General features: G+C 65.0%; 14 protein-coding genes. 10 read left to right on the forward strand and 4 right to left on the reverse strand.

The genetic code is table 11. The annotated features are described in order from the left end of the window. Positions 1-15: 15 nt before the first annotated feature. Complete coding sequence (locus tag EL249_RS11740; RefSeq protein WP_005672102.1) at positions 16-2,943, reverse strand: galactose oxidase-like domain-containing protein; 2,928 nt, start codon at positions 2,941-2,943, stop codon at positions 16-18. Positions 2,944-3,212: 269 nt separating this feature from the next. Here EL249_RS11740 and EL249_RS11745 point away from each other — a divergent pair, with 269 nt between their 5' ends. The 9 genes from EL249_RS11745 (at position 3,213) to EL249_RS11785 (ending at position 11,683) form a co-directional block, all read left to right on the forward strand. After that, entirely contained in the window at positions 3,213-4,562 is a 1,350-nt protein-coding gene (locus EL249_RS11745; protein ID WP_005672099.1) for a Na(+)-translocating NADH-quinone reductase subunit A, read from the forward strand. Between the two features lie 3 nt (positions 4,563-4,565). Beyond that, positions 4,566-5,780 (forward strand): NADH:ubiquinone reductase (Na(+)-transporting) subunit B, encoded by a 1,215-nt coding sequence (locus EL249_RS11750; RefSeq protein ID WP_005672097.1) that lies wholly within the window; start codon positions 4,566-4,568, stop codon positions 5,778-5,780. Next, positions 5,773-6,597, forward strand: coding sequence for a Na(+)-translocating NADH-quinone reductase subunit C (locus EL249_RS11755; protein ID WP_005672096.1), 825 nt, complete (start codon positions 5,773-5,775; stop codon positions 6,595-6,597). Before EL249_RS11750 ends, EL249_RS11755 begins: the two co-directional genes overlap by 8 nt. 2 nt (positions 6,598-6,599) lie before the next feature. After that, positions 6,600-7,268 carry an NADH:ubiquinone reductase (Na(+)-transporting) subunit D gene (locus EL249_RS11760; RefSeq protein WP_005672094.1) on the forward strand — a complete coding sequence of 223 codons (669 nt, stop codon included), beginning with the start codon at positions 6,600-6,602 and terminating at the stop codon, positions 7,266-7,268. A 58-nt stretch (positions 7,269-7,326) separates the two neighbouring features. Continuing rightward, positions 7,327-7,938, forward strand: a complete 612-nt coding sequence (gene nqrE, locus EL249_RS11765; protein WP_005672092.1) for an NADH:ubiquinone reductase (Na(+)-transporting) subunit E — start codon at positions 7,327-7,329, stop codon at positions 7,936-7,938. Between the two features lie 43 nt (positions 7,939-7,981). After that, on the forward strand, positions 7,982-9,208 hold the full coding sequence (gene nqrF / locus EL249_RS11770; protein WP_005672090.1) for an NADH:ubiquinone reductase (Na(+)-transporting) subunit F: 1,227 nt from the start codon (positions 7,982-7,984) through the stop codon (positions 9,206-9,208). Positions 9,209-9,241: 33 nt separating this feature from the next. Then, positions 9,242-10,432 (forward strand): FAD:protein FMN transferase, encoded by a 1,191-nt coding sequence (locus EL249_RS11775; RefSeq protein ID WP_170169608.1) that lies wholly within the window; start codon positions 9,242-9,244, stop codon positions 10,430-10,432. Between the two features lie 98 nt (positions 10,433-10,530). Next, the gene (nqrM, locus tag EL249_RS11780) at positions 10,531-10,836 is read left to right on the forward strand and encodes a (Na+)-NQR maturation NqrM (RefSeq protein ID WP_197721588.1); all 306 of its coding nucleotides are present in this window, start codon (positions 10,531-10,533) and stop codon (positions 10,834-10,836) included. Between the two features lie 58 nt (positions 10,837-10,894). Then, entirely contained in the window at positions 10,895-11,683 is a 789-nt protein-coding gene (locus EL249_RS11785) for a type II toxin-antitoxin system death-on-curing family toxin (RefSeq protein WP_005672082.1), read from the forward strand. A gap of 96 nt (positions 11,684-11,779) precedes the next feature. Here the strand turns inward: EL249_RS11785 and EL249_RS11790 are convergent, their stop codons facing one another. Together EL249_RS11790 and EL249_RS11795 are read right to left on the reverse strand one after the other, a co-directional pair. Beyond that, positions 11,780-13,744 carry a hypothetical protein gene (locus EL249_RS11790; RefSeq protein WP_005672080.1) on the reverse strand — a complete coding sequence of 655 codons (1,965 nt, stop codon included), beginning with the start codon at positions 13,742-13,744 and terminating at the stop codon, positions 11,780-11,782. 174 nt (positions 13,745-13,918) lie between these two features. Then, the gene (locus tag EL249_RS11795) at positions 13,919-14,443 is read right to left on the reverse strand and encodes a DUF4298 domain-containing protein (protein WP_005672078.1); all 525 of its coding nucleotides are present in this window, start codon (positions 14,441-14,443) and stop codon (positions 13,919-13,921) included. A gap of 481 nt (positions 14,444-14,924) precedes the next feature. Between EL249_RS11795 and EL249_RS11800 the strand changes: the two genes are divergently transcribed. Then, positions 14,925-17,090 carry a malate synthase G gene (locus tag EL249_RS11800; RefSeq protein WP_005672074.1) on the forward strand — a complete coding sequence of 722 codons (2,166 nt, stop codon included), beginning with the start codon at positions 14,925-14,927 and terminating at the stop codon, positions 17,088-17,090. Between the two features lie 137 nt (positions 17,091-17,227). On the opposite strand, the gene EL249_RS11805 is transcribed toward EL249_RS11800, so the two are convergent. Beyond that, a complete protein-coding gene (locus EL249_RS11805) occupies positions 17,228-18,970 on the reverse strand; it encodes a benzoate-CoA ligase family protein (protein ID WP_005672072.1) in 1,743 nt (580 codons plus the stop codon). Positions 18,971-19,020 lie beyond the last annotated feature (50 nt).

Below are 19,020 nucleotides of genomic sequence, written 5' to 3' on the forward strand. Positions count from 1 at the left end.
CCACCTGCCCATCCCTCAGTTCTTTTCGTTGAAGGTCGGCACGTAGAACACGCGACCGTAACGACGCCAGCTACCGGATTCCCCGAAGCTGGACTGGGTGCTGTAGCCCAGATACCAGCCGTCACGCATGCGGTAGAACTCGTTGACCGCCTGGGCGCCGCGCTGCGGGTAGCGCAGCACATGGAAGACGACGTGCTCGCGCGTCCAGCCGTTGCCCAGCCAGGGGTTGATGCTGAACAGGTAGCGGGCAGTGCCGTCCGCGCCGCGGGCCAGGTAGCGATACACGGGCACGGTGTTGCGCTGCGGCTTGGCGTAGGCGTAGAAGGCCAGCTCCTGACGGGTCCATTCACCGCTCACCGACGCATCGGCACTGTACACATAGCGCAGGTCGCCATCACCGCCGGGGGCCACGTAGCGATACACACGCACCAGGTTGGCGGCTGCCAGCGCGGCATCCCGTTCGGCCTGGGCATCACGCAGCGTCACCTGCACGCGAGCCGAGACGGCCGAGGTGTTGCCGGCGCCATCCACCGCTTCCACCGTGTAGCTGTAGTCGCCGGGTTTCAGGTCGCGGTCGATGAGGCTCTCGGTCTGCAGCAGGTTGGGCGTGATGTCCATGCCGTCGCGGCGGACACGGTAGCCGGCCAGACCCGAGCCACCCGCATCGCTGGACTTGCCCCAGGAAAGCTGCACGGCATCGTTGCCCTGGGCCTGGGCATGCACGCCGCCCGGCACGGAAGGCGCCTCGGTGTCACGCGGTGCTTCCGGCTCCTTCTGAGCGCGGCTCGCGGGCACGTGGAAGATGTGACCGGCGAACTCCCAGCCACTGCCTGCGCTGTTGCCGGCCGTGGCGTAGTTCAGGTACCAGCCACCACGCACCTGCTTGTACTCGTCCACGCCCGTGCGGCCTTCGCCTGGCTGGTTGTAGGCGTAGAAGGCGATGCCTTCACGCAGCCAGCCTGCCGAGCGCAGCGAACCGTCGGTGGTGTACTTGTAGCGCACCTTGCCGCCCGTGGTGGCCGAATAGCGATACACGGGCACCGTGTTGTTCTTCTGGCTGGCGTAGGCCAGGAAGGCCTCGCCCTGGCGAACCCACTCGCCACCCAGGGCCGGGTCCGGGCTGTAGCGGTAGCGCAGGCTGGTACCGTCATTGGCCGCATAGCGGTAGATGGGCACCACGTCCGGGTCGACCGTGGCCTGGCCAGCCACGTTCACGCGCACCATCTTCGAGATGGAGGGCGTGCCGGCCTCGTTCAGGATGAACACCATGTAGTAGCCGGGAGGCGTGTCGTTCACGTTGGACGGCAGCTTGGCCACCAGGCGGTTGCCTTCGCGGCGGAACGACAGCTCGATGAAGCGCTGGTTCATGTTGAACGAGTGCGTGACCGAGCCGGTGGCCACCATCGTCACGCGACGGATGGTCTCGGCCTGGGCGGATTCCAGCACCATGCTGCCGCCGGGCTGCACGACCATCGGGGCCTTGTCCAGCGTGGGACGCTGGGCCGGCGTGCCGTCAGCGTTGTACAGATAGGCCGGGTAGTAGACCTCGGCGTTGAGGTTGCTCTCCGGGCCATAGGCGCCGCCACCGCCGGTGAACAGCGAACCGTCAGGCAGCAGCGTGGCGGTGGAGTGGTAGAGGCGCATGCGCTTCTGCGATGGGCCGCGCGTCCACACACCGGTCTTCGGGTTCCAGAATTCCAGGTGGTAGATGGGGTTGCGCGCCGTGGCCTTGTGGAAGTCGAAGTACTCGGCGCCCCCGCTGATGGCGACCGTACCATCGGCCAGCACGGTACTGTTGTGCCACATACGGGTGTTGCTCATCGTGCCGGCATCGGTCACCACGGGCTTGTCGCCGCGGATGTCGATGATGGCGGCACGGTTGCCCAGTGCCTCGGTCAGCAGGATGCGGCCCGGCTCGAACATGACGGCCGAACCTTCCCAGTCGGACTTGTAGTTCAGCGTGCCCAGGTCGGTACGGGTGCCGTTGCCGTCCAGCTTCATCCGGTACATCTGGGACTTGGAGAAGCCGAAGATGTTGCCGTCGGGGGCCACCCAGTTGCGCGGATAGTCCTCGCGCAGGTCGGAGGTGGTGATGCCGGACAGCAGGAAGTTGCTGCCGTCATTGCGACGGATCTCGGGGTGGTCGTTGCCACCCTTGCCGCCCTGCACGAAGACTTCGCCGTTGGGCAGCGTGGTGGCGGTGGCGTACCAGCGCTTGCGCTGCATCTTGGCAGCGGCCTCGATGGTGTTGCTGCCCGGGCGGAAGATGGTCGTGTCGTTGATGGGCTGATTGATGCTGCGGCCGCGGGCATCGCTGTAGATGTCGCCACCGGCGATGAACACGTCGCCGGTCAGCGGCAGCACTACCTGAGCCGAGCAGAAGATGTCGGTCTGGGTGGTGTTGGGCAGCGTGAGGTGGGAGGCCTCGTCACCACCCAGCGTCGGATCCCAGACGTCGTAGTAGAACTTGGCACCCTGCTCGCCCCGGTCGGTCGAGCCATAGGTCATCACGCGGCCATCGGGCAGCACCACGGCGTGGATGGGGATGAAGGCCCACTTCATCTGGCCTCCCCAGGCACCTTCGGTGGCGGCCTTGGCGGCCACGGGCAGGGCCTTGCGGGCCACGACAGAATCGTTCACGTCGGCCGCTTCATCGGCCACCGGGAGGGTGCCGACGTTCTGCTCGGCACTGAAGTCGATGCCCTCGTTGGGCACGGCCGGCCGGCCATCCTGGGGGCCGTCGACATCCAGCGAGGCATGCGCCTGCGAACTGGCCAGACCGCGGCCGGCATCAATCGCGCCGCCGGACGAGGCGGAAGCCCCCGCATCGCCGCCGCCTCCGCCGCAGGCGGCCAGGGTCAGCAACGCAGTCACGGAAGCAATGGCCAGCGCCTTGCGGCGCAGGTGGTCGGGCACGGCAACGGACGGGAAGGAGCGGATCACGGCGGTTTCCTGTGGGTTGAAGGGGCCGGCAAGCAGCCCGTATCGGAAACCCGCATCCTAGGGGATGGCCCCGATTCACGCCGTGCGATGCTTCACACTGGGCCTCCATCGAGTGGTCCGGACGGTTGCGCACGCACGATCGTCCAGGTTTTTTTAGAATGTTTGACAGAGTCGGGGTTCTTGTACCGTTCGGGACCGACAGACGGTCGGTTTGTTCGTAGAATCCGGGCTGACGACTGAATACTTAACACAGCAACCATAGGAACGAGATGGTCAGAATCAAGCGTGGCCTGGACATCCCCATCACAGGTGCACCCGAGCAGCGGATCGAGACTGCCCGCGCGGTGCACCACGTGGCGGTGATCGGTTTCGACTATCACGGCCTGAAGCCGACAATGGCGGTGCAGGTGGGGGACCGGGTACAGAAGGGCCAGCCGCTCTTCTCCGACAAGAAGAACCCTGGCGTGCAGGTCACGGCACCGGCCAGCGGCACGATCAGCGCCATCAACCGCGGCGAGCGGCGGGTGCTGCAGTCGGTCGTGATCGAGGTGGGCGACGAATCGGCGCCGGACGCCGCCCTGCGCTTTGCCCACTGTAGCCCCGACAAGCTGGGCTCGCTGTCCGGCGAGGCCGTGCGTGAGAACCTGCAGCGCTCAGGGCTCTGGACGGCGCTGCGCACGCGGCCGTTCAGCAAGATCCCGGCCGTGGATGCCACGCCGGCACACATCTTCGTCACCGCCATCGACACCCATCCGCTGGCGGCCAATCCCGTCACGATCATCGCCGAACGGGCCGATGACTTCCGCCATGGCCTGGCGGTGCTCACGCGGCTGGCGCCGGTGTTCCTGTGCCGGGCGCCCGGCTCTGCCCTGCCCGGCGAGGACGTGAAGGGCGTGACGACCGAGACCTTCGAGGGACCTCACCCGGCAGGTCTGGCCGGCACGCACATCCATTTCCTGTATCCGGTCGATGCCACGCGCACGGTCTGGACCATCAACTATCAGGACGTGATCGCCATCGGTCACCTGTTCACCACGGGTGAGCTGGACACCACACGGGTGATCGCCCTGGGCGGCCCGGTGGTGAAGAAGCCGCGGCTGCTGCGTACCCGACTGGGCGCCAGCCTGGACGAGCTGGTGGCCAACGAGCTGGAGCCGGGCGAGAACCGCGTGGTTTCCGGCTCGCTGCTGGGCGGCCGCACGGCGCGCGGCGCCTGTGCCTTCCTGGGTCGCTACGACCTGCAGGTGAGCTGCCTGCGTGAAGGTACCGACCGGCAGATGTTCCACTTCCTGCGGCCGGGCTTCGACAAGCATTCGGTCAGCGGCGCCTTCGTCTGGAAGCTGTTCGGCCGCAAGCCGCTGGCCATGACCACCACCACCAACGGCAGCCCCCGGGCCATGGTGCCCACCGGCACCTACGAGGCGGTGATGCCGCTGGACATCCTGCCCACGCAGCTGCTGCGCTCGCTCATCGTGGGCGACACCGAGATGGCCCAGAAGCTGGGGTGCCTGGAGCTGGACGAGGAAGACCTCGCGCTCTGCACCTATGCCTGTGCCGGCAAGTACGAGTATGGCCCGATTCTGCGGGACAACCTCACCCGCATCGAGAAGGAGGGCTGACCCATGGGACTGAGAGCATTGCTTGACCGGATCGAGCCGCTGGTGCACAAGGGCAGCCGATTCGAGAAGCTGTATCCGCTGTACGAGGCCGCCGACACCTTCCTGTACCGGCCGCGGCTGCTCACCCGCACCACGGCGCACGTCCGCGACAGCCTCGACCTGAAGCGGATCATGATCCTGGTGTGGCTGTGCACCTTCCCGGCCATGTTCTTCGGCATGTGGAACGTGGGCCATCAGGCCAACCTGGTCTTTGCCCAGCAGCCCGAGCTGCTGGCCGCGCAGACCGGCTGGCACATCGAGATCGTGCGCATGCTGGCGGGCTTCGACCCGAACAGCTTCTACGACAACTTCGTCCAGGGGGCGGTGTACTTCCTGCCCATCTATGCCGTGACCTTCGCGGTTGGCGGCTTCTGGGAGGGTCTCTTTGCCACCATCCGCCGCCACGAGATCAACGAGGGCTTCTTCGTCACCTCGGTGCTGTTCTCGCTGACGCTGCCCCCCACCATCCCGCTGTGGCAGGTGGCGCTGGGCATCAGCTTCGGCGTCGTGCTGGGCAAGGAGGTGTTCGGCGGTACCGGCAAGAACTTCATCAACCCGGCACTGGCGGGCCGTGCCTTCCTCTTCTTCGCCTATCCGGCCTCCCTGTCCGGTGAATCCGTCTGGAACGTCGTGGACGGCTATGCCGGCGCGACGGCACTGAGCCAGGCCGCAAGCAGCGGGGTCGGCGCCCTGGCGCAGAACGGCCTGAGCTGGACCGACGCCTTCCTCGGCTTCATGCCGGGCTCGATCGGCGAGACCAGCACGCTGGCCATCCTGCTGGGCGGCAGCGTCCTGCTGCTGGCCCGGATCGCCGCCTGGCGCATCGTCGCCGGCGTGATGATCGGCATGGTGGCGCTCTCCACCCTCTTCAACCTGTTTGCTGCCGGCTCGACCAACCCGATGCTGGCCATGCCCTGGTACTGGCACCTGGTGCTGGGCGGTTTCGCCTTCGGCATGATGTTCATGGCCACCGACCCCGTGTCGGCTTCCATGACCAACGCCGGCAAGTGGGCCTTCGGCATCGTGATCGGGGTGATGGTGGTGATGATCCGCGTGATCAACCCCGCCTATCCCGAGGGCATGATGCTGGCCATCCTGTTCGGCAACCTGTGTGCGCCCCTGATCGACTACTTCGTGATCCAGGCCAACATCAAGCGGAGGGCCAAGCGCCGTGTCTAAACAGCAAGAATCCATCGGCCGGACACTGCTGGTGGCCTTCGTCATGTGCCTGGTGTGCTCGGTGATCGTGGCCAGCGCGGCCGTGATGCTCAAGCCCGTGCAGCTCACCAACAGCCTGCTCGACAAGCAGCGCAACATCCTCGTCATCGCCGGCCTGATCCAGCCGGAAGCCAGCGCGCAGGAAGTTCAGCGCGTCTTCCGCGAGCGGATCCAGCCGCGTCTGGTGGACCTGGACAGCGGCCGCTTCGTCGAGGACGGCAAGCCCGAGACCTTCGACCCGCTGCAGGCGGCCAAGGACCCGGCGCAGTCGTCGGCCCTGTCCGGCGAGGACGACATCGCCTCGATCCGTCGGCGCGAGCACCGTACCGTGGTCTACCAGGTCGAGGGCCCGCAGAAACAGCTGCAAACCCTGATCCTGCCGATCCGCGGCTACGGACTCTGGTCCACGCTGCACGGCTTCATCGCCCTGAAGAACGATCTGAACACGGTCGTGGGCCTGGGCTTCTACCAGCACGCCGAGACCCCGGGTCTGGGCGGCGAGGTGGACAACCCCCGCTGGAAGGCGCTGTGGCCGGGCAAGAAGGTCTTCAGCGACGACGGCAGCAAGGCTGACATCAGGATCATCAAGGGCTCGGTCGATCCGTCCAGCCCGCAGGCCGCCCATCAGGTCGACGGACTGGCCGGTGCCACGCTCACCAGCAAGGGCGTGGACAACCTGCTGCACTTCTGGCTGGGCCCCAAGGGCTTCGGGCCGTTCATCGCGAACCTGCGTGACAGCGCACAGGGTTCATCGCAGGCATCGACGGGAGGACGCTGAGCATGGCTGACAAACCCACCATCCGCGAGGTTCTCCTCGACCCGATCATCAAGAACAACCCGATCGGGCTGCAGATCCTCGGCATCTGTTCGGCACTGGCCGTCACCTCCAACCTGAAGACCGCGCTGGTGATGTCGATCGCGCTGACGCTCGTCACCGCCTTCTCCAGCATGTTCATCTCGATGGTGCGCACGCAGATTCCGGGCTCGATCCGGATGATCGTGCAGATGGTCATCATCGCGTCGCTGGTCATCATCGTCGACCAGCTGCTCAAGGCCTACGCCTTCTCGCTGTCCAAGCAGCTGTCGGTGTTCGTCGGCCTGATCATCACCAACTGCATCGTGATGGGTCGTGCCGAGGCCTTTGCCATGGCCAACCCGCCCGTGCTCTCCTTCATGGACGGCATCGGCAACGGCCTGGGCTACAGCACCATGCTGATGCTTTTGGGCACCATCCGCGAGCTGCTGGGCGCCGGCAAGCTGTTCGGCATCACCATCCTGCCGGTGGTCAACGACGGCGGCTGGTATGTGCCCAACGGCCTGCTGCTGCTGCCGCCGTCGGCCTTCTTCCTGATCGGCATGATCATCTGGGCCCTGCGTACCTGGAAGAAGGAGCAGTGCGAGACGCCGGCCTTCCGGCTGGCCCCGCACACGCGCGAGGAGGAGTACTGAGCATGGACATCCAGCTGACCCGGACGTCCGGGATGACTGACTACGAGGGACAACGCAGATGACCGCGCACTATCTGAGTCTTTTCTTCCGCTCCGTGTTCATCGAGAACATGGCGCTGGCCTTCTTCCTGGGGATGTGCACCTTCATCGCCATCTCGAAGAAGGTGCAGACGGCCATCGGCCTCGGCGTGGCGGTGGTGGTGGTGCAGGCCATCACGGTGCCGGCCAACAACCTGCTGTTCACCTGGCTGCTCAAGCCCGGTGCACTGGCCTGGGCCGGGCTGCCCGACGTGGATCTGAGCTTCCTGGGGCTGCTGTCGTACATCGGCGTGATCGCCGCCATCGTGCAGATCCTGGAGATGCTGCTGGACAAGTACGTGCCCAGCCTCTACAACGCACTGGGCGTGTTCCTGCCGCTGATCACCGTCAACTGCGCCATCATGGGCGGCACGCTGTTCATGGTCGAGCGTGACTACACCTTCGCCGAGAGCGCCGTCTACGGTGTGGGCTCGGGCCTGTCGTGGGGTCTGGCCATCGTGCTGCTGGCCGGCATCCGCGAGAAGCTCAAGTACAGCGACGTGCCCGACGGCCTGCAGGGCCTGGGCATCACCTTCATCACCATCGGCCTGATGGCGCTGGCCTTCATGTCGTTCTCGGGGGTCCAGCTGTGATGCCTGACGCAACCCTCACCAAGCCTGCAGGAGGAAGCCTTTCATGAATTCGGAAATCCTGCTCGGGGTCGGCATGTTCACGGTGATCGTGCTGTCGCTGGTGGTGCTGATCCTGGTGGCGCGCTCGTGGCTGGTCTCCAGCGGCGACGTCACCATCGAGATCAACGGCGAGCGCAAGATCACGGTGCCTGCCGGCGGCAAGCTGCTTCAGACCCTGGCCGGTCAGGACATCTTCCTGTCCTCGGCCTGCGGCGGCGGCGGCTCGTGCGCCCAGTGCAAGTGCATCGTCGAATCCGGCGGCGGCGAGATGCTGCCCACCGAAGAAGCCCACTTCACGCGGCGTGACGCGTCCGAAGGCTGGCGCCTTTCCTGCCAGACCCCGGTCAAGCAGGACATGAAGATCCGCGTGCCCGAAGAAGTGTTCGGCGTGCGCAAGTGGGAATGCACGGTCGAGTCCAACTTCAACGTCGCCACCTTCATCAAGGAGCTGACGCTGCGCCTGCCCGAGGGCGAGAGCGTGGACTTCCGCGCCGGCGGCTACGTGCAGCTGGAATGCCCGCCGCACGAAGTGGCCTACAAGGACTTCCACATCCAGGACGAGTTCCGTGCCGACTGGGACAAGTTCAATCTGTGGCGCTTCGTCTCCCGGGTGAACGAGCCGGTCGTCCGGGCCTATTCCATGGCCAACTATCCGGGCGAGAAAGGCATCGTCAAGTTCAACATCCGGGTGGCCTCGCCCCCGCCCAAGGGCGGCGACAACATTCCGCCGGGCAAGATGTCCTCGTGGGTGTTCAACCTGAAGCCGGGCGACAAGGTCACGGTGTATGGTCCGTTCGGCGAGTTCTTCGCCAAGGAGACCGACAACGAGATGGTGTTCATCGGCGGCGGTGCCGGCATGGCGCCCATGCGCTCGCACATCTTCGACCAGCTCAAGCGCCTGAAGTCCCAGCGCAAGATCAGCTTCTGGTACGGTGCGCGCTCGCTGCGCGAGGCCTTCTATGTGGATGAGTTCGACCAGCTGGCCAAGGAGAACCCCAACTTCACCTGGACGCTGGCGCTCTCCGATCCGCTGCCCGAGGACAACTGGACGGGGCCGACCGGCTTCATCCACAACGTCCTGTACGAGAACTATCTGAAGGACCATCCGGCGCCGGAAGACTGCGAGTTCTACATGTGCGGTCCCCCGGTGATGAACGCCGCCGTCATCAAGATGCTGACCGACCTGGGCGTCGAGCGCGACAGCATCTTCCTGGACGATTTCGGGGGCTGAGCCGTGCCCGGCAAGGCAGGCAAAGGGGACGGTGTGCGCCGTCTGGTTCGCTCTGTGGTCAGTGGCCTCTCCGCCGCCCCCGCCGCCCCCAAATCCCGGCTGCTGGCTCTGGCAGCCGCCCTGCCCCTGCTGGCGGCCTGCCAGCCTGATGTCGTCCAGCTGTCCGGCCCCACGATGGGCAGCAGCTATCACATCAGCTATGTGCGTGCCAGCGGCACGCCCGAACCCGAAGCCGTCCAGGCCGAGATCCGGCGTCAGCTCGACCAGCTTGATGCCGCGGTCTCCACCTATCGCAACGATTCCGACTTGGCGCGCTTCAATGCCGCCCCGGCGGGCACCTGCCAGCCGATGCCCCCCATGGCGCTGGAACTGGCCCGCAGCGCCAAGCAGCTGGCTGCCGACAGCGAGGGGGCTTACGACGTGACCCTGCTGCCCGTGCTGGACGCCTGGAAGTTCGGGCCCAAGGCAGCACGCGAAAAGGCCCAACAAAAGGCGACTGGAACCAGCGACGCTCCTGCTGCCGGCAGCGACAAGTCCCTGACGGTGGACCAGCTGATGGCGCAATCCGGCGCGCCGAAGCAGCCTTCGCCGCCCCCTGCACGCCCTTCCCTGGACGCCGACACGCTGGCCAGCCTGCGCGCCCACACCGGCATGGGGCACCTCAAGATCATCGGTGACCGGCTGTGCAAGGACGCTCCCATCACCGTCGAATTCAACAGCATCGCCGCCGGCTACATCATCGACCGGCTGGCCGAGCGCTTTGCAAACCAGGGCATCCACGACTATCTGATCGAGGTCACGGGCGAGATCCGTGCCGCCGGCGAGAAACCGGGCGGCCATCCCTGGCTGATCGCCATCGAGGCCCCGCTCGACCATGACCGCAAGGCGCAGCGCCTGATCCGGCTGAAGGATGAGGCCATCTCCACCTCGGGCGACTATCGCAACTACCGCGAGGAAAACGGCCGGCGCTACTCGCACCTGATCGATCCGCGCACGCTTTCCCCCATCGAGCACACGCTGGCAGCCGCCACTGTCGTCACCCCCGAAGCCATGCGGGCCGACGGCCTGTCCACCCTGCTGATGGTGCTGGGGCCCGAACGCGGCTACGACTATGCCGTGCGCCACAAGCTGGCGGCACTGCTGGTCAGCCGCACGCCCCAGGGCTTTCAGACGCGCACCACGCCGGCCTTCGATGCCCGCTTTCCGGCACCCACTGCACCCTGACGCCACATCCGTGCGCTGCTGAGGCGGCACCACAGGCACAAGGTGCCGTCATGGTTCAATACTGATCGAGGCCCATGGACGGGCCAATGGAGATTCCGATGATTGTCTGGCTTCTGGTTTTTGTCGTGATGCTGCTGGTCGTGGCCGGCATGGCCGTGGGCGTGATGGCCGGCCGCAAGCCCATCGCCGGTTCCTGCGGCGGCATTGCCAACCTGGGTATCGAGAAATCGTGCGGCATCTGCGGCAACGACTTCAGCAAATGCGAGAATAAAAACCAACAGCATAGTAGCAAAAAAGAAACTTTTCCAGAACAAAATTTCTCAAAAATGTCACAACTAGAAACAAATAGTGCTACTATTAGTAATGATCACATTCAAACCAAAGAACTAAGACGCAACCAATAACAGAGATAGCTGATCAGAAAAATGCAAACGGAACCCTAAAACCAAGCCAAACTTAAAAATGGAAACTCTTTCACTAGACGAAGTTTTGGCTATACACGAAGCCCTCACCCAAGACTTCAACAAATCGAATGACCCAATAAGCCCGCCGGGAGTCAGGTCTCTAGATTTGCTATCATCTGCCGTTTCCAGACAATACACTGGATACAACGGAAAACTGAAATATGACACCATTTCTCTTAACGCAGCATCCTTAACTTATGGAGTGTGTTTGAACCATCCATTTCACAACGGAAACAAGCGCACCGCACTAGTGTCGATGTTATGCCACCTCGACAAAAACGAACACACATTCGACCAAAACTTAACACGCGATGATCTTTATAAATTCATGATCAAAATCGCAAGTCACGGGTTCTTGAAAAAAGCAACAAAGGGCCACCAGGCGGACCAAGAAGTTGAAGAGATGGCCCACTGGATCAGAAAAAGACTTAGAAGAGTGGAACACGGGGAAAGAGTGATAACTTTCAGGGAATTAAAATCAATCCTCGAAGCACACGGGTTTAAACTAGAGAATCACAAAAATAACTCTGTTGATGTTGTCCGGTACGTCGAAAAATCAAGCTTTTTGGGTCTAAGAAAAAATATCGATCGAGAGAGAGTCGTGAGAATCTCCTACCCTGGTGACGGGAAAAGTGTGGGGAAAGGTCTATTGCGTGACCTCAGGGAGCGATGCAAGCTCACAGAAGAAAACGGTATTGATTCAAAAATATTCTACGCAAAAGAACGCCCTATGGATCGATTCATTCAAGAATACCGCGGACTCCTTCGACGTCTAGCGAAAGTATAAATCTCGACAACCCTAAAACCCCAGCTTTAAGTGCAAATTCAAGAAACGCGAGTTTTCCATGAACGGATTGTCGAGATAATCTTTGCGTATCTACTACTACCGGCAGGACCGATCCGTCCACTGCTGCCGCACCAGCTCACCTTCGCGGCACTTGAACTGGCGGCCAGCCGATGCGGCCACCCAGCCCGCACCACGCCGCACGAACTCGATGCGGATGCGCTGCGACGCGATGCTGTCGTCGGGCAGGTTGGCCATCGTCACCAGATAGACCGCGCTCGTGACCGGGCCGTCCGCGTAGATGAAGCTCTCGCGCCGGCTCTGGTTGACCGGCAGCGCAGCCAGCGTGCTGGCCTGCACCGGGAAGAGCGTCTCGAAAACCTGCTTGCCGCACATCTCGATGGGCTGCTCGCAGGGCTTGCCCAGCTGTGCAGCGTTCTCGGTGGACAGCGCCATCGGCGCAAAGCCATCGGCCGTGCGCACGGTGGCCGGCAGCGTGGCCGGCACCCGCGTGCCGTGGTTGCTGCCCGCCGCCTCGATCACGGCCGTCTGCCAGCCGCGCCTGGCATCCGGGTCGCTGGAGGCCTTGCCACTTCCCTGGGCTGAACCGGCCTGAGCGGCCGGCTGCCCCTCCTTGCCCGTCCGCTGTCCGGCTCCGTCGCCTGCAGGCTCCTGGTCGGCGGCCCCGGCGCCCCGGGCATCCGTCCGGTGGTCGATCATGGCCGGCCCGGTCTGCGCCTGGTCCGCGCCTTCCTGATCGGACGATGCAGCGCCGGCGTCCACCACGCCCGGCGCAGAACCGGCCGTGGCCCGTGCCAGCGATGCTTCGGCCGCGTGCATCTGTTTCAGCTGATCGGCCGAGATCGACGGATTGGCCGCCACGATGTCGGCCGCCGCATGGGCCGACTGGGCTCCCTTGCGATCTGCATGGCCTGCTGCGTCGCCCTGGACAGATCCGGAGACCGACGCGCCAGACCGGTTCGAACCCGTCTGCGACGCGCCCTGACCTGCCGCGCCTTTCTGGCGCTCACGGGCGGCCACCAGGGCATCTTCCTCGGACAGGCCTCGGTTGGCGATGGCTTCATCACGGCGCAGCGCATCCAGATCGGCCGCGCGATCCGAGGTCCCGGCCTTGCGGGCGGCCTCGGCCTGCTCCGCGGCATGGCGCTGGCTTTCTGCCTCGGCAACCCGCTGCTTCTGGTCATAGGCGGCCGTCACGGCCTCATCCTGCTCGATGGCATCCTGACGCGGGCGCCAGCGGGCATCCAGCGCGGGCACGGCCTCCTGTTCGTTGGGACTGATGGTCTCGACAGGCGTGGCCGAGCGCACCCCGGCATCCGAGCGGTCGGAGCGCAGCACCCGCACGGCCGGATCCTGACCGTCGGTAGTCCGGGCAGTGTCCTGCCCCTGGGCCGGCTGCCCGGCAGAGGCACGGGCGCTCACGATGCGGTTCGGTGCATCCTGCCCTGCCCCGGAAGCCGCCTGCGCGGCCGTGACTGCTGCGGCACCTGCCGCGCCGGCCTGCGTTGCCGCACTGGCCGCGCCGGACGAAGCCCGGCCTGCTGCGCCACCGGCCTGGGCCTGAGCCTGGGGCACCCCCTTGCCGTCAGTCTTGCGCCGGACCAGCTGGCTGGCCGAGCCGCAGGCCTCCTTCTGCCAGCTGCCGCCCTGGCAACGATACTGAATGCCCACCTGCACCAGCTGGAAGCCCTCGGCCGTCTTCCTGAAGGCCAGGCGGCGACGCCAGCCGGCATGGGCGTTGCGGTTCTCCGGCACCGCCGTCTCCAGGAAGATGGCCACGCCGCTGTCAAACAGGAACTCCTCCTCGACGAAGCGATAGGCCGACTTCGGCGCGCTGCCCGCCGGCATGCCCAGCTTGCCCGCCACCCGCCGGCCGCAGGTCTTGACCTTGCTGCTCTGACAGACGATCGGCCCCTGACTCACGCTCTGTGCCGCGAAATCGGTCGGCCGGGCGATATCGGTACGTGCAGTGGCAGCCTGTGCGCCCCAGGCGCACGTCAGGGCAAGGGTCAGCAGCGACAGTCGGAAGGCAGGGAAATTCATGGACACCGGGTTGAACAGAACAGGCAGCGACCCACACGGGGCCGCCACAGTAAAGGAAGGAATTCACACGATGATGGAAGTCTTGCAGCCCCCATCCGAATGCGCAAGCGCCGCTCCGGGCCCTGTACCGGGAAAGGGCCCGAAAAGTGGCCGGCGATGCGATCTTTAAAGCTTTCAGCCGTCTTTCAGGGCCTGAGCGCCCAGCTGCACCCATTCCAGCGCCAGCTCGCGCTCGGCAATGAAGGCGTTGTACAGCGTGTCTTCGCACAGGATGCCGCGCGGCATGTCTTCGGGCAGCCGGCCGGCCTCATCGGCTTCATAGTCGCGGCGCCATTCACCATTGAAATAGTAGTGGTGCAGCTCCTGCAGCCGGGCATGGGCCGTCCGCCATTCCCGCTGGGCCGCCTGCAGGCGCGGCAGGACCTCGGCCCATTCTTCATAGAGTGCCTCCAGCCGGCGGATGCGTGCCAGATCTTCCGAGGGCAGCAAGGACGTGTCGCCAGCCTGGGCATCCGCCTTTGCCGGCACAGGGGCAGGCTCACCGACGGCTGCATCGGCTGCCGCAGCCGGAGAGACATCGGCAGCGGGGGTGTCCGCTGCATCGGCGGCCGTATCGGCAGAAGCCTCGGCAAGAGCTTCTTCAAGGACATCGGAATGGACCAGGCCCGAGAGGCCTGCATCAGGAAGACCGCTTTTCATAAGACTTCAACGCGTTTCACAATATGAAGAGAAGACCGGCAACCGACGGCGTCCTCCAGGGCCACGCCTGCCGCGCATGCCCTGCCGGACAGACTGTCCACCCGTCCGGCCCGGGGCGAACTGTCGGCGTGCCACCGTGTGTGCGGCGCCCGGAGAAGCAGCCCCGAAACACCGTTGGCACTGATGGCAACATCGTTCAATTATAGTCGAACGCATCGCAACCCGACGTGAAAGCACGGCAAAATACCCAAAAACGAACACTGCCCCTGCGCCAGGGTGATGCCGGGCTGCGACACGGTTTCGCCATCTTCCCGCCGCCTGATCAGGGGGCAGCGCAACCGATGCCCCAGCCTGCCGTAACAACGTCCGGCCCCGCCATGACGGGCAGGACGGACGGGTATACTGCCAGCAAAGTATTATCCCCCCATAAGACCTGAACGATCCCGTTCCCGGAAGATTCGTCAATTCCACGGAGACTCTCATGACCCATCGTGTCGAAAGATTCGGCCTGCAGGTGTCCGCCCCCCTTCATGACCTGATCGAGGAGGCTCTGCCCGGCACCGGCGTCAGCGCCGACGCCTTCTGGCAAGGCCTGTCCAGCCTCATCCACGACCTGGGCCCCAAGAACCGCGCCCTGCTGGCCAAGCGTGACGACATCCAGAAGAAGCTCGACGACTGGTACCGCGCCCATCCCGGTCCCATCCAGGACATGGCCGCCTACAAGGCCTTCCTGACCGAGATCGGCTATCTGGTACCCGAAGGTCCCGACTTTGCCATCGACACCCCCAACGTCGATGACGCCATCGCCAAGGTGCCCGGCCCGCAGCTGGTCGTGCCCGTCATGAACGCCCGCTACGCGCTCAACGCCGCCAACGCCCGCTGGGGCAGCCTGTATGACGCCCTGTACGGCACCGACGCCATCGGCAGCCTGCCCAAGGGCGGCGGCTACGACCCGGCTCGCGGCGATCAGGTCATCGCCTGGGCCAAGCGCTTCCTGGACGAAGTGGCTCCGCTGGCTCAGGGCAGCCACAAGGACGTGACCGCCTACCAGGTGGCCGACGGCAAGCTGGTGGCCCAGACGGCCCACGGCGCCACGGGCCTGAAGGATCCGTCCCTCTTCGTGGGCTACCAGGGTGATGCCAGTGCGCCCTCTTCCGTGCTGCTGCGCCAGAACCAGCTGCACATCGACCTGCGCATCGACCGCAACAACCCCATCGGCAAGGCCGACCCGGCCGGCGTGGCCGACGTGGTGATGGAAGCAGCCGTCTCCACCATCATGGACTGCGAGGACTCCATCGCGGCCGTCGACGGTGAGGACAAGGCCGATGTCTACCGCAACTGGCTGGGCCTGATGAAGGGCGACCTCACCGAGGAAGTCAGCAAGGGCGGCAAGACCTTCACCCGCCGCCTGAACCCCGATCGCGTCTACACCACGCCCGACGGCAAGGGTGAGTTGTCGCTGCAGGGCCGCTCGCTCATGCTCGTGCGCAACGTCGGCCACCTCATGACCAGCCCCGCCATCCTGGACAAGGAAGGCCGGGAAGCGCCCGAAGGCATGATCGACGCCATGTGCACGGTGCTCATCGCCATGCACGACCTGAAGAAGACCGGTGGCGCCCGCAACTCCGCCAAAGGCTCCATCTACATCGTCAAGCCCAAGATGCACGGGCCCGAGGAAGTGGCCTTCGCCAACGAGATCTTCAACCATGTCGAGAAGGTGCTGGGCCTGCCGGCCAACACCGTCAAGCTCGGCATCATGGACGAAGAGCGCCGCACCACCGTCAACCTGAAGGAAGCCATCCGCGCTGCCCGTTCGCGCATCGCCTTCATCAACACGGGCTTCCTCGACCGGACCGGCGACGAGATCCACACCTCGATGGAAGCCGGCCCGATGGTGCGCAAGGGCGACATGAAGACCCAGCCGTGGATCCTCGCCTACGAAGACAACAACGTCGACGTGGGCCTGGCCTGCGGCCTGTCCGGCATCGCCCAGATCGGCAAGGGCATGTGGGCCATGCCTGATCTGATGAAGGCCATGCTGGAGCAGAAGATCGGCCATCCCAAGGCCGGTGCCAACTGCGCCTGGGTGCCCAGCCCCACCGCCGCCACCCTGCACGCCACGCACTACCACCAGGTCGACGTGCTGGCCCGCCAGGCCGAGATCGCCAAGGGCGGCAAGCGCGCCAAACTGGAAGACATCCTCACCATCCCCGTCGCCGCCAAGGCTGACTGGTCCGAGGCCGACAAGCAGGCCGAGCTGGACAACAACGCCCAGGGCATCCTCGGGTATGCGGTCCGCTGGGTGGATCAGGGTGTGGGCTGCTCCAAGGTGCCCGACATCAATGACGTGGCCCTGATGGAAGACCGCGCCACCTGCCGCATCTCCTCGCAGCACATGGCCAACTGGCTGCGCCATGGCGTCGTCACCCGCCAGCAGGTCGAAGAGACCTTCAAGCGCATGGCCGCCGTGGTGGACAAGCAGAACGCCGGCGACCCGGCCTACCGCAACATGGCCCCGGCCTGCAACGGCATCGCCTACCAGGCCGCCACCGACCTGGTGCTCAAGGGTTGCGAACAGCCGGCCGGCTACACCGAGCCCATCCTGCACGCACGACGTCAGGAACTGAAGGCCTCGCTGGCCAAGTGATGGCCTGAAGAAGACCCGAGCCGGCCCCGCAGGGGCTGGCCCGGACCTGGTGGGCAGGCCCGCGTCCCGCAGGCCATCCCTTCCAGAGCTGAACAAGCCCCTTCGGGGGCTTGTTCGTTCCTGCGCGTCGCGAATGCTCAGCGCCCCTCGTCATCCCCCTGCATCAGCGCCTGGTGCGCCGCATCGGCTTGGTGCAGCACACTTTCCACCAGACTTTCCCGGCTGGCCGGTACCTGCGTGAGCCCTTCGGTCTCGGCAATGGCGCTGCCATCGGTTTCGCTGACTTCTGGCGATGCGATGGGCTCATTACCCGGCAGCACGTCCACGAACTCCAGCCACTTGGGCAGCTTGTACTGGGCCAGGTTGTCGGCCAGATAGGCCATCAGGCGCTGCTCCATGGCCTGGTCAGGTGTCTCGTTGGGCTTGAGCACCACCAGGGCCTTGGGCCGGATCAGGCCTTCCTCCTCGGGCGCGCCGATCACGCTCACCTCGGCCACGGCTTCGTGGGCCTGCAGGGCGCTGGCAATCTCGGCCGGCGAGACGAACTGGCCGGAGATCTTGATCAGGTCATCGGAACGACCGGCATAGTGGTAGAAACCTTCCGTATCGCGCCAGAAGCGGTCACCCGTCTTCACCCAGGGCCCCAGGAACACGTCGCGGCTCTGCTGGCGCTGGTTCCAGTAGCCCAGGGCAGCGGTGGGACCATTGACCAGCAGCGTGCCGACATTGCCGTCGGGCACATCGACGTTCAGCTCGTCCACCAGCCGGATGCGGAAGCCGGGCACCGGCTTGCCCACGGTGCCTTCGGCCGTTTCGGCCGGCGTGTTGGACAGGTAGATATGCAGCATCTCGGTGGCGCTGAAGCCATTGAGCACGGGCGTACCCAGCTTTTCCTCGAAGCGGCGCTGCAGGCTGGCCGAGAGCGAGTCACCGGCCGAAACGCACAGGCGCAGCGACACTTCATGGTCATCGGGGCACTCGGGATCAGCCAGCAGGGCCGAAAACGCTGCCGGAACCCCGAACAGCACGGTCGGGCGAGCCCCCACCACCTTGGCGGGTGCCGCCCCCGTCAGATAATGGATGAGGTCGCTCACGGTGCGGCGACCGGACTTGAGCACGGCCATCGCCCCCGCCACCATGGGAAAGATGAGGGAATTGCACAGACCGTAGGCGCTGTAGAGCGGCGCCACCGACAGGCAGCGGTCCCGGGGTGTCAGCTCCAGCACGCCCTGCCCGAACAGCTCGCCCATCTGCACCAGGCTGGAATGGCAGTGGATGGTGGCGCGGGGATGCCCGTCGATGCCGGAGGAATAGAGCCAGAAGCAGGGCTCATCGCTGATGGTGTCGATGGTCTCGAGGTGATCGTCCTCGGCACCGGCCTCCAGGATGGCGCCGATGTCGCCGCCATCGGCCAGCGGCGCTTCCGAGACCAGCAGGCGCGACAGCGTGGGAATGGAGTTGTGCAGACCATCCAGCGCCGGGTAGACCGAGCGCGAGACGAAGAGCGCCTTGGCCCGCGAATCGCGCAGCATGTAGTCGTAGTCATGCTTGGACAGCCCCGTGTTGACGCAGACCGGCACGACCCCCGCCTTGATGGCCCCCAGGAAGATGGTCGGCCAGTCGATCGTGTCGGTCAGGCACAGCATGATGCGGTCTTCGCGCCCCACCCCGATGGAGTGCAGCCCACGCGCGAAGTGGTCCACCCGCCGGGCCAGCTCGCCATAGGTCATGGCCACCCGCTCATCGACGAAGGCCACCTGGTCGGCGCGGCCCGCCTGCAGGTTGCGCTGCAGCAGGTCGTGGGCAGCGTTGTAGTCACGCGGGATGCTGGACAGCACCACTTCGGTACTGTCTTCGGAACGCGGCGCTTCCTTGTCCATCGGGCGGTCTCCGGAACGAACGGCAGAAAGGGAAATGGTATGCCGAGAGC

The sequence above is a fragment of the Lautropia mirabilis genome (assembly GCF_900637555.1).
Classification (GTDB): domain Bacteria; phylum Pseudomonadota; class Gammaproteobacteria; order Burkholderiales; family Burkholderiaceae_E; genus Lautropia; species Lautropia mirabilis.

Excerpts from the sequence above, each read along its gene's own strand:
- EL249_RS11795 (WP_005672078.1), bottom strand. The coding sequence starts at position 14,443 with ATGAAAAGCGGTCTTCCTGATGCAGGCCTCTCGGGCCTGGTCCATTCC.
- nqrF (WP_005672090.1), top strand. The coding sequence starts at position 7,982 with ATGAATTCGGAAATCCTGCTCGGGGTCGGCATGTTCACGGTGATCGTG.
- EL249_RS11790 (WP_005672080.1), bottom strand. The coding sequence starts at position 13,744 with ATGAATTTCCCTGCCTTCCGACTGTCGCTGCTGACCCTTGCCCTGACG.
- EL249_RS11760 (WP_005672094.1), top strand. The coding sequence starts at position 6,600 with ATGGCTGACAAACCCACCATCCGCGAGGTTCTCCTCGACCCGATCATC.
- nqrM (WP_197721588.1), top strand. The coding sequence starts at position 10,531 with ATGATTGTCTGGCTTCTGGTTTTTGTCGTGATGCTGCTGGTCGTGGCC.
- EL249_RS11785 (WP_005672082.1), top strand. The coding sequence starts at position 10,895 with ATGGAAACTCTTTCACTAGACGAAGTTTTGGCTATACACGAAGCCCTC.
- nqrE (WP_005672092.1), top strand. The coding sequence starts at position 7,327 with ATGACCGCGCACTATCTGAGTCTTTTCTTCCGCTCCGTGTTCATCGAG.
- EL249_RS11750 (WP_005672097.1), top strand. The coding sequence starts at position 4,566 with ATGGGACTGAGAGCATTGCTTGACCGGATCGAGCCGCTGGTGCACAAG.
- EL249_RS11800 (WP_005672074.1), top strand. The coding sequence starts at position 14,925 with ATGACCCATCGTGTCGAAAGATTCGGCCTGCAGGTGTCCGCCCCCCTT.
- EL249_RS11805 (WP_005672072.1), bottom strand. The coding sequence starts at position 18,970 with ATGGACAAGGAAGCGCCGCGTTCCGAAGACAGTACCGAAGTGGTGCTG.
- EL249_RS11745 (WP_005672099.1), top strand. The coding sequence starts at position 3,213 with ATGGTCAGAATCAAGCGTGGCCTGGACATCCCCATCACAGGTGCACCC.